Genomic DNA, 317 nt, shown 5'->3' on the forward strand with positions numbered 1-317 from the left:
GACGCGCGTCGACTACGCGATCGACCTGCATTCCGGCAGCCTTAGCATCGAGTACCTGCCCTGTGCGGTCGTCGCACGTCCGTCCAATCCTGGCCGCATTGGCGATGCTCTCGATCTCCTTCGCGCATTCGGAATGCCGATCGGAATGATCATCGAGCATTCGACGGGCGGCGACCGCGCCTTGATCGGCGCCTGCCAGCGGCAAGGAGTGCAGGAATTTTCGACAGAGCTCGGCGGTGGCGGCGGGGTATCGCCCGCGGCCATCGATATCGCGGAGCACGGCGTGATGCGGCTCCTTCACCACGTCGGCGTGACAA

The 317-nt window shown here is 64.7% G+C and carries 1 protein-coding gene; it reads left to right on the forward strand.

Translation table 11 applies throughout. The features are described from left to right. The coding region (locus tag PY650_RS36940) for a M14 family metallopeptidase (RefSeq protein WP_285885064.1) at positions 1-317 on the forward strand (317 nt) is incomplete at both ends.

Origin of the sequence: Martinezella calliandrae (assembly GCF_030272695.1) — a bacterium.
In the GTDB taxonomy this organism is placed as follows: domain Bacteria; phylum Pseudomonadota; class Alphaproteobacteria; order Rhizobiales; family Rhizobiaceae; genus Rhizobium; species Rhizobium calliandrae.